Annotated in this window: 9 protein-coding genes; 6 read left to right on the top strand and 3 right to left on the bottom strand. The window is 33.4% G+C overall.

The window, feature by feature from the left end:
• Positions 1-3: 3 nt before the first annotated feature.
• Entirely contained in the window at positions 4-738 is a 735-nt protein-coding gene (locus ACQKMV_RS23130; protein WP_427506763.1) for an ABC transporter permease, read from the top strand.
• Positions 739-1,166: 428 nt separating this feature from the next.
• Here the strand turns inward: ACQKMV_RS23130 and ACQKMV_RS23135 are convergent, their stop codons facing one another.
• On the bottom strand, positions 1,167-2,399 hold the full coding sequence (locus ACQKMV_RS23135) for a DUF418 domain-containing protein (protein WP_427506765.1): 1,233 nt from the start codon (positions 2,397-2,399) through the stop codon (positions 1,167-1,169).
• A 429-nt stretch (positions 2,400-2,828) separates the two neighbouring features.
• On the opposite strand from ACQKMV_RS23135, the gene comX reads away from it, so the two are divergent.
• The 5 genes from comX to ACQKMV_RS23160 all read left to right on the top strand — a co-directional run bounded on the left by comX (position 2,829) and on the right by ACQKMV_RS23160 (position 8,601).
• Positions 2,829-2,990: a competence pheromone ComX gene (comX, locus tag ACQKMV_RS23140; protein WP_049664125.1), complete on the top strand. Its 162-nt coding sequence runs from the start codon at positions 2,829-2,831 to the stop codon at positions 2,988-2,990.
• On the top strand, positions 2,981-5,311 hold the full coding sequence (locus ACQKMV_RS23145) for an ATP-binding protein (RefSeq protein ID WP_427506767.1): 2,331 nt from the start codon (positions 2,981-2,983) through the stop codon (positions 5,309-5,311). The genes comX and ACQKMV_RS23145 overlap by 10 nt, the downstream gene beginning before the upstream one ends.
• A 466-nt stretch (positions 5,312-5,777) precedes the next feature.
• Positions 5,778-6,470 carry an endonuclease V gene (locus ACQKMV_RS23150; protein WP_427506769.1) on the top strand — a complete coding sequence of 231 codons (693 nt, stop codon included), beginning with the start codon at positions 5,778-5,780 and terminating at the stop codon, positions 6,468-6,470.
• Positions 6,471-6,504: 34 nt separating this feature from the next.
• On the top strand, positions 6,505-7,044 hold the full coding sequence (locus tag ACQKMV_RS23155; protein WP_427506770.1) for an SMI1/KNR4 family protein: 540 nt from the start codon (positions 6,505-6,507) through the stop codon (positions 7,042-7,044).
• Positions 7,045-7,059: 15 nt separating this feature from the next.
• A complete protein-coding gene (locus tag ACQKMV_RS23160) occupies positions 7,060-8,601 on the top strand; it encodes an SMI1/KNR4 family protein (protein ID WP_427506772.1) in 1,542 nt (513 codons plus the stop codon).
• Positions 8,602-8,658: 57 nt separating this feature from the next.
• On the opposite strand, the gene ACQKMV_RS23165 is transcribed toward ACQKMV_RS23160, so the two are convergent.
• Positions 8,659-9,957 carry an AAA family ATPase gene (locus ACQKMV_RS23165; RefSeq protein WP_427506774.1) on the bottom strand — a complete coding sequence of 433 codons (1,299 nt, stop codon included), beginning with the start codon at positions 9,955-9,957 and terminating at the stop codon, positions 8,659-8,661.
• Positions 9,950-10,204 (bottom strand): hypothetical protein, encoded by a 255-nt coding sequence (locus ACQKMV_RS23170; RefSeq protein ID WP_427506775.1) that lies wholly within the window; start codon positions 10,202-10,204, stop codon positions 9,950-9,952. The genes ACQKMV_RS23165 and ACQKMV_RS23170 overlap by 8 nt, the downstream gene beginning before the upstream one ends.
• Positions 10,205-10,339: the final 135 nt, after the last annotated feature.

The raw sequence follows: 10,339 nt of genomic DNA on the forward strand, positions 1-10,339 counted from the left end.
GGTATGAAAGAAATTATTCTTTCTGAACTAAAAAAGCAAAAGCGTACTAAAATGCTTGTTTTGTCTTTCCTATCGATTTTAGCAGTTTCTTTATTATCTCTCCTACTTGGTTTAAGAATAGTATCCTATGGTTTTGAAGTTGATAACAAAGAAAGTTTTTTCATGGAGCAACTATTGTTTTGGAATAGTTTCTATATATTCCCGGCACTTCTTGTTCTAGTTGGAAGTCACTCGATTACTAGAGAGCGGACAGAAGGAACGCTAAATCATTTATTACTAATTCCAGTTTCTTATTCCAAAGTGTTATATGCTAAATTTTTTGTTCTTTTCCTACTAATGCTTGTATTTTCTTTATTTGCGTATATGTGTGCTATTTTCAATCAGTTTATATTGTTCAAAAATATTATATCAATGACATTGTTTTTTGATTTTTTAAAGGCGTATATTGTGAATGGTGTTTGTTTACTGATTAGTGTAGCCCCCATCATATCACTTTCAAGTTATTTGAAGAACGATTCGCTACTTTTGGTAGGTATGTCGGTAATGTATTCCTTTTTAGGAATTTTTATAATAAACTCTTCTTTTAACATGATCTATCCTATTTCAGCCTCACTTGGAATAGCGGGTATGTTTTCTTTGACAAATTTGGAGATTTTAAAAGCCATTATCAGTTATTCAGTATGCATTATTTTTACAGTAATTAATATAAATTATATTCAAAAGAAAATTATTTGTTAGATTGGAAATTTCACAGGGGATACTTTATCCTTCAACTTGATGAGTTAATGCATAGTTAATTGAAGAAAAAAATGATATATCATTGCGTATTAAGAAAGCTTCAAAAATTTATAATTAATAATAAAACTCATCTATTAAGATACATTTACTAATTTAATGTCAACGATAAAGACGATGAATTGCCCCGTAAAAATTAGACATCAATCTAACTTTTACGGTGTTTTTTTTATTTGTTTGTTAATAACTAATAAGTGGATGTTTTCTAAATAGTCTGATTTGCGGTATGGGTTAATAAGCTTCGGATTGTCTGTACAAAAAGATAGCGAAGTCATAAGGGGCTGTCAACTGACAGCCCCTTAGTTCACTTTATCATGAAGAATCCTGAATTTATCGAGAACTCACCGAATTGTAATTAATCCTCACCTAACCTATGCATTTTTAGATTCCTTTTTAATCCCTAAATAAGTGAATGACCTCCAAATATATTCTAATGGTCCGTAGTGGAATTTGGATAACCATAGCTTACTCATAATCATTTGGAAAACAAAAATGACAAAGGCGATGATGATAGCTGTCGTTAAGTGGAGTTTTCCGTACAAGCCAAATGCAAATGGTCCAAATAAAAATGTACAAATGATAGATTGGCCGATATAGTTTGTAAATGCCATTCTCCCAGGGAACGCTAACCACTGTAAAACTTTCTTCCCTTTCACCGTGTGATAAATAAAGATCAAGCTAATGCCATAAAAGATGGTTAGGAGTGGTGAGCTAATATATTGAACAGCAGAAAAGTTTTCTGAAAGGAAAGGTAATATCCAGCCCAATGTGCCACCAAAAATCAATGTAAGTAACCACGTAATGAAAAAGCCTTTTCGATATTCTTCAAAACGATGAAGCCATTTTTTCTTCGCAACAGCTGCTCCGAATAAGAACATTAGTAAGAACGGAAGATTTGAAAATAAATAAAATATTGGGTTTCCTAAATAAAGAACATATAACCCATTACGCATTGTATAAAATGTTCTCTCCATAAAATTAGAATTCATTAATTCTTGAATACTTCCATTTTGATGGGCATCTATCGTAACTTGCATGAGCTGACGACTTTCCTCCGACATTGGCATTGACATTGACGTAGTAGAATCGGCGGATAGAGCTCCAAACGTTAATGATCCTAAAAGTAAGCAATATAAAGTTACGCTAATGATTAACATAGCATTAGCTTTTAACTTATGCATGAAAAGGAGTAATAACCCTAAGATTGCATAGTCTGTTAAAATATCTCCAAACCATATGAAATAGGCATGGATACAACCAAAAATAAATAACGCAATCAGTCGTCTAAAATAAATCCCCCAAAAGTTTAATTGCTTTGCGGCGGCTCTTTCCTGCATAATGACCATTCCAAAACCGAACAGCATAGAAAACAGCATAACAAATTTCCCATCGACAAACATTGAAAGAATAGTATGAACTGTATAATCAGCTTGATTCCAAAAAGAAGTCCATTCATTTTTAAAACTTAAATCTTCCTGCATATAGACCGGATAAAGGAACCAAACAATATTCGCTAATATGATGCCTAATAATGCGAACCCCCTTAATACATCGAGTGTTTCAATCCGCTCCTTGGCAGATATAGGTGAAAGCTTTTGCTTCATATAATCATCCTTTTTCATTGTTATTTTGTTCTTTCAACAAATGCTACTGTTGAAAAAACTTTGTTAATGAAACTTTAAATAATAATTATCAGGATTTTATAAGGAAAATTAAGAAGTTTAAATTCGATTATATTTCTGAATATTTTCTTAATCCATTTATGTAGAACATATTAACGGTAGAAGTTTACAATAGCGATGTGACGAAGTATTGCGAAAATTGGTGCATTTTGTGAAAAACGCTACATAATCTATTGTTTTTTAGCATTTAATAGAAAATATTGTTGATTAAAAGATGAATGATAGTATAATGGAGTTGTAGTTACATATATGGTTATTAATTCCTTGGTAAATAATTGGTAAATTAAGATTGGACTTAATATAAGTATTCCAGAATGTGTAGCTAAAAAACTAATGAAATGAGGAGATTTTATGATTAACGTAATTCAATATTTAGAGCAAAATCCGTCGTTGATAACTTTGTTAAAAGAAAAAAAAGCTTCTCTAGTTGGTGTTACAGAACTTGAACTAAATGCGATTATCACATCCTTTGATGAAGAGGTACGTTTAGAAAGTAGTGGCTTTTGGTTCTAAAAACTTTAAAAAATAACTGGCTTTGGCTTGCTATAAGTACTTATCTCATATTGGGATGCTATTTACTTTATGTTACTTATAGCACGCCTTTTTTTGGAATTAAGTTAAAAGAAGAGAATGGACAATGGTTAGTAATTGAACCATATTCTAAGGGATGGGCAAATTCGCAAGGAATATCAACAGGGGATATTATAGTAGAAGTTGATGGCGAAGATATTAATGAAAATATAAAATATGATCCTATTATTAGGGTCGCTAAAGAGTTAACGTTGTTGAAGCAAGGTAAGCAGTTACTACATATACAAATAGACGTAAAGGACAATCCTGAACAACTTTTATATATATTGATTCTACCGGCATGTTTTTATTTATTAAGTCTAGTTATTTCTATCTTCTTATATTATAAGCAAGAAAATTCGAGTTTGATAAATTTACTTATTTTGTTTATTCTTACAGTTTCTTTGGCTTATGTTAGTATTGGTGCATCTGGAAGGTTAGATAGTGTTGGAACTATCGTGAATCGAAGTAGCATGATTCTTTGTCTTGTTCTATTGATTCACTTTTTAAGAAATTATTTTTTATTTTTACATTTAAAATGGCTATTAATTTACAACATTAAAATAATATATGTAGTACCAATAATGATAGCTGTTCTTAGCTTCTTTTGTATCGCCTATCCGTCTTTGAATCCTTTATTTTCTAATTTGACACTGTGGTTATTTTTTATTTTATTAGTAATAATTTTTGGTGTTTTAGGGATAGGCTATTTAAAATATAAAACCCCTCAATTGAAAGTGGTTTTGTTAAGTATTATAATCCCATTTTTACCTTTTCTGTTTTTGTTTGCTTTACCGGAAATGATTTTCCAAATGCACATACTCACTGGTGAAGTATGCTCTTTCTTCTTAATGCTTATACCATACAGCTTTATCTGTACACAACTCACTGAACGTATATTTGATATGGAATACTTTATTACCCGTTTGCGCCATTATTTTAATTTTTCATTTGTTTTTACAATCTGGCTGTTAATGGGTCTTTATTGGCTTACTGATTTATCTTTTTCAAGAATGACGGAAATCTTCTTTTTTACTTTCTTTTCTTTAATAGCACTTTTCTACATAAAAGAGAAAATAGATTATCATAAGCGAAAAATTCTTTTTTCAACAAAAGGGGATCATATCCATCGATTGTATACGATAGTTGATAGTATTGGAAGATTCGTAAAGATTGAAGACTTGCTTGAGAGATTTGTTCAAGAAATTTCTTTACACCTTGAGATTAAACATGTTTATGTATTAACCTATGATTTACAAACAAATCAAGTTACTTCCACAAGCATATCAAAAGAATATACTCAAAATCAAATTAACGAAATATTACTTGAGAACCTTCGCCTAGGGGATATAAAGAAAACGGAGCATTTTTATATTGCCTTTATCCATCAAGATAGTAAATATAAAAGAATTTTAGTTGTAGACCATAATAAATCCATTTATCTAAAGGATGAGGAGTTATTATGGCTTGAATTATTGCTTTTATATTTAAATAATTTTATAGAAAATACGAAAATGGTGGAAGGTCTATTAGAACAGTTAAAGCATATGAAAGAGGCTGATAAAAGTCAGCTACCATGGCTCAATAAGCTTCTTTGGTTACGATTTGAACAAGAGAAATATCAATTAGCTCAGGAACTTCACGATACGATTTTACAAGAGCAGCTCCATATTGCTAGAGAAATGGATGTATGTATACATGCAAAGAAAAAGGAGGATATTCAATCGAACCTTACTAAGATTCATAATCATATGATTACATCGGTGAATGATTTAAGAGGCTACTGTGAACATTTGAAGCCACCTTTACTAGATACATTGGGATTAAATGCTGCGCTTGAGAAGCTTATTCAAAAAATACATAGGCGTGCGGATTTTGTTTTAATTTACACAATTGATCGTCTTTACTTAGAGGATGAGCGTTTAAACTTGATGATTTATCGGCTATTTCAAGAGTTATTGAACAATGCCTTGAAGCATTCTTTTGCCAATACTGTTGAAATTCACCTATTAGAAACAGAAAATGGTTTTGAAATTAATTATTCTGATGATGGTGTAGGATGTAAAAAGGATGATATCATTCTAGCTGATTCAATGGGGATAAGGGGTATGCAGGAGCGGGTACAGGCCTTTAATGGTCAGTTTTCTATTAACACCAATGTAGGAGAAGGCATGTCCATTCGAATTAAAGTAGATGAAGGAAATCATACCCATTACTTTGACCATGACACCTATAATAGAAGGCCAATTCATAGTAGAGGCTAATAGATAAATAATTTCACACCTCCTAACCTTTCGTATTGTGCAGAATTCACAGTACTAATATGGATTAGGAGGTTTTGCTTTGGTTTTTTTATGACAAATACCAATATTTGTGTATAATTACAGGGGGTTGATTAGCAAAAAATAGGTCTATTATTGAGCGACAAAAGGGTTTTTTTGTTGCTATTTTGCTGATATATTCCATTTTAACTGATTGTAGCGTAGGGCTACTCGACTCCCGCGGGAAAGCGAGACAGACGAGACCCTGCACGGAGCGGATGTTTTCTGTGCGAAAGCGTGAGTGCTAACGTAGCGGCAGCAACACTAGCGGAGTAAGCAGCTCGACGCTCGCCCGCAGGAAAGCGAGTAGCCCGTAGCGGAAATCAGAGCCTTCTAATTAATTAGGACAGATAAAAATGGTTCATCAACACACCCGGTATAGTTATATAGAAGGGAGATGATCATCTTCATGGAAATAGAAAAAATGATCCTAAACTATACATCCCAACAAAATGAATTAAGAAAGCGTATATCTCTACAAAACAATTTTTCTGAAGATCAAATTAAACTTGTTGCAGGAGTGGATATTGCCTATTGGGGTGAAAATAATAAAGAATATGGAGTTTGTTGCATTCAAGTTTTTGATTTTTGTTCAAAAAAGTTAGTGGAACAAGTTGATTACATGGATGAAATTACAACTCCTTATATTTCTGGGTTTTTAGCTTTTCGTGAATTGCCTCTTATTTTAGAAGCCGTTAAAAAGTTAAAAACGAATCCAAACCTTTATATGTTTGATGGAAATGGTTATTTACATAAGCGCAATATGGGCGTTGCGACACATGCTTCTTTCTACTTAGAAAAACCGACAATTGGTGTAGCGAAAACGTATTATAAAATTGAAAATACGGATTTTATCATGCCGGAAAATATAACAGGAGCGTTTACTGATATTGTCATTGAAGGGGAAGTATATGGTCGTGCTCTGAGAAGTAGAAAGGATGTTAAACCAATTTTTGTTTCATGTGGAAACGACATTGATTTAGATACAGCAACTAAAATCACGATGCATTTTATTGAAAAGGATAGCCGATTACCAATCCCTACAAGATATGCGGACTTGGCAACTCATCAGGCAAGGAAATTGCATCAAGATGATGTGTGAAAAATGCCAGTATATTGTAGAGTGGAGGTTACAAATGAATACGCAAGCTAAAGATTTGTGGAATCGTATAATTGAAAAGAACTCAAATCTGGGAGCAAATGGTGAAGAAGTATTGAATCTTCAACCAGGTGCTACAGCTGAAGAATTCCGACTAATCGAAAAAACCTTAAGTATTACGCTGCCTGAGGAGATGAAAAGTTTCTATAGCATTTATAATGGGCAAGTTTGGACTTTAGGGGTAGAGCCTTTTGTTAGAAATTTAACACTTTCTCCTATTTCGGAAATAATTGAAAATTGGAAGTTTCTACAGGAGGAATTTGATCCAGATGATTTGCTCCCAGATATAGAGTATGGTGTCGAGGTTAAACCAATGCTTTGGAATCAAAAATGGATTCCGATTGCTGAAAATGGCGGAGGTGATTATCTTTGTCTTGATACAGACCCAACAGAAGAAGGAGTAGTGGGTCAGGCATTATATTTTTGGCATGATTGGGGAGATCGAACAACTGATGCAAAGGGTCTCTTTGAATTTATAGAACTCTGCTTAAATGAAGAAAATGATTGTGATAATTGAAAAAGGAGATAAACGATGATGATTAAGTTGGCAATGAATAAATTAAAGGTTCAATTAGACCAAGTATTTTCACCATTTTTAAATCCACCAGCTTCTGAGGAAGAGATACAGAAGGTTGAAAATGAGATGGCAATTCAATTTCCTGATGAATTAAGGGCGTTTTATTTATTGCATAATGGAGAGAAGGAAGGCGGGCCAGGTTTGTTTTTTGGATTGCCGTTTTTATCATTAAATGATGTATTGCAGGAATGGCAAGTATGGGCACAGTTAGAAGAGGAATATGCATTGGAAGGTGCTTCTTATTCAGTCCCAACTGGATACATAAAAGAGAGATATATCAATCGTAATTGGATACCTATTAGTAAGGATTTTGGTGGCAATAATATCGGCATTGATGTCGACCCAGATCATAAAGGACGAATAGGGCAAGTTATTAATTTTGGGCGTGATGAGGAAATAAAGTATGTGATAGCAAATCAATTATCAGATTTCCTACTATTTATTTCTGAAACGATTTTACAGGGGAAATATCAAATTGAACAGGATGAAGATTGTATCTACTGGAATTATGAAAATAGCACCCATTTTTTAGATGTACTAAACACCATTGAATTGCCCGTGCTAAATCCTGTATCACCGCAAATTTCCAAAGAGGATACAACGAAATGGATGCAAGATTTGGACATCCAATGGAAAGATATAGTAAAAGAAGAGTTTTCGGACCTAGAGAATTTTATGAAAAAAAAGAAACTATATTTAATTGGGAAAAAACTCACGAATATTAAACCGTTACGACTTTGTACAGAAGTAAAAGAATTAATCTTAACAAACAATCTACTAACTGATATAACACCTTTACATAACATGCTATCTTTAAAAAAGCTCTATTTAATTAAGAATCCGCTAAGCGATTTAACACCATTAGCGAACCTCGAGTATTTGCAAGAATTAAATATTAATCATACAAAAGTTTTCGATATAACACCGCTAGTAAGTATTCCACGATTAAAAAAATTAGAAATGGAACAAACGGACGTTAAAGATTTTTCAATCCTTCAACATTGTCAAGCGCTTGAATCCTTATCCATTTCAATCGTGAGTAAAGAACAGTTAAAACAAATATCGCAAATTAGTACCTTGAAACAATTATCTATTCGCCAGTTGAAAAATATTGAAGAAGAGGATTTATTACAGTTAAGCCACCTAAAGAACTTGCAAGTGATGAAATTTGAAAATTGTTATTTGAAAAATGTAGATTGTTTTACATCCAGTCATTCACTGCGAGAAATCATTTTACATGATACAGTATTAGAGGATGGGGGAGCAATTGGCCAACTAAAAAACTTAAGAAGTATAGAATTGAATGGGGCAACAATTGGCAATCTTGAGGTGATCGCAAATTCTTCTTCACTTAAAGTATTTACAGGATCATTCGAGCAGTTTCGAATATTAAAAGACCTTTTTCATCAAACGATTGACTTTTCCACAATAATTGGTGAGATGACAGATGAGGAAGATCAAGTATGGCATCAGTATTTAGATACCCATAAAATCTAAAATAATATACATGTAAAAGAGGCATCCCATTTCTGAGATGTCTCTTGATTTTATTTATTATATGCGCTTAGCGTGGGCCCGAAGATATTTTTCAACATCATTATATAATCCTGATTGGTTTGAGTATTTTACGTAGTTTTTGGCGGTACGTAACCAATCTAATGTAGAGGGTTGTAACTCTTCTAAAGTGTGTAATAAATCATTAGTCGTAATTGGACGTTCATTACCAGTTGTTAAAATTTCTGCAAGGACATTTTCAGTAGCTAATTCAATCACATTTTCAATGTCTGCGCCTGAGAAAAACTCTGTTTGCGCAGCAAGTGTTGCTACATCGATTTCTTCAGCATATCTTCCCGCTAGCTTCAATTTAAAAATTTGTTCTCTCGCTTTTATATCTGGTGGAGCGACAAAGATGAGGCGATCGAATCGACCAGGTCGCTTTAAGGCATTATCAACATCCCATGGGGTATTCGTAGCTGCTATGACAAGTACTTCATCTGTACTTGTATCGATTCCTTCCATCTCTGTAAGAAATGTATTAATTAAGCTTCTAGAACGCTCTGAAGACTGAGAACGGCTATAACCAAGTGTGTCTACTTCATCAAAGAACATAATACTTGGTCTTTGAAAGCGTGCTTTATCAAAAAAGCTTTTTAAATTTAGTTCACTTTCTCCAGTGTACGAACTTAGTATATCTGTAATATGTACAGGGTAGAAATTAGCCTTGCATTCGCCAGCAGTTGCTTTAGCAATATAGGTTTTCCCACAACCAGGGGGACCATAGAGAAGAACGCCACCGCCAACTTTTTTGCGGAACTTTGCAAATAGACCTTTGTTATAAAATGGGCTAATAATACGTAAATTAATTGTCTTTTTTAAGTCATCCAGGCCAGCAACATCCGCAAAAGTGATTTGTTCCTTACCTTTTTTTACGGTTTTTTGAGGGACTTCACCGTTAATAACTTTTAATTTAGGTCCAAGATTTATTTGTCCGTTGTCTTGATCCGGCTCGGTTTCGTCACTTTCGACTTCTCTTTCAAGCAATTCTTCTGCAGAAGCGGCAATGGCTTCTTCAGTCTCAATCATCTCATCATTATCATGATCTTCATGCTCAACAACTGGTGAATGGAAATCCTTTGAATTCGTTTGCTGAATTTGTACACTCACTTTTGTTAATTCATTAATGATTTCCATACGTAGTGTATCATCTGTACAGAGAGAAATTCCTGTTGAATACGATTGCACAGCTTCAAGCCAGCGATCGTTTTCAGCAAGCTCTTTTCCAAGCCAGTAATGTGCTTGAGGGTCAGTTGGGCTTTGTTCCACCATTTGCTGTAACCATTTAATTTTATCCATATCGATAACTCCTTATTTTTCTTAATCTTTTTACCAATGGAACTGAAATCCACGTATAAAGTGTAAGTACTACACAACATTGTATAAACACCATTGCTAAACTATCAAACCCTAATGCTAGTAACAAAAAGGTTAGCCCTATTCCTACAAGCCAGATGATAGCGGGACCGCCTAAACGCTCTATAAAACGATTAGGCGCTAGTAGTGGGTGGGTTGTCATCTCCATTTCTTTTAATATAGATAGCAATGTTTGATCCTCAGGATTTAAAAGAAAAGCTTGTTTGTAATATAAACTGTACCCTATAAGATAGACACTTTGAAAAAAGTCTATCCTATAGGGTACTTTTGTTTATAATGAGAAAAAAGATGTTGGGGTAGAGTG

The organism is Lysinibacillus sp. NPDC094403 (genome assembly GCF_050278745.1).
In the GTDB taxonomy this organism is placed as follows: domain Bacteria; phylum Bacillota; class Bacilli; order Bacillales_A; family Planococcaceae; genus Lysinibacillus.

What these genes read in the sequence shown, in the direction of transcription:
- ACQKMV_RS23130 (WP_427506763.1), top strand. Translation starts at nt 4, where the DNA reads ATGAAAGAAATTATTCTTTCTGAACTAAAAAAGCAAAAGCGTACTAAA.
- ACQKMV_RS23135 (WP_427506765.1), bottom strand. Translation starts at nt 2,399, where the DNA reads ATGAAGCAAAAGCTTTCACCTATATCTGCCAAGGAGCGGATTGAAACA.
- comX (WP_049664125.1), top strand. Translation starts at nt 2,829, where the DNA reads ATGATTAACGTAATTCAATATTTAGAGCAAAATCCGTCGTTGATAACT.
- ACQKMV_RS23150 (WP_427506769.1), top strand. Translation starts at nt 5,778, where the DNA reads ATGGAAATAGAAAAAATGATCCTAAACTATACATCCCAACAAAATGAA.
- ACQKMV_RS23155 (WP_427506770.1), top strand. Translation starts at nt 6,505, where the DNA reads ATGAATACGCAAGCTAAAGATTTGTGGAATCGTATAATTGAAAAGAAC.
- ACQKMV_RS23160 (WP_427506772.1), top strand. Translation starts at nt 7,060, where the DNA reads ATGATGATTAAGTTGGCAATGAATAAATTAAAGGTTCAATTAGACCAA.
- ACQKMV_RS23165 (WP_427506774.1), bottom strand. Translation starts at nt 9,957, where the DNA reads ATGGATAAAATTAAATGGTTACAGCAAATGGTGGAACAAAGCCCAACT.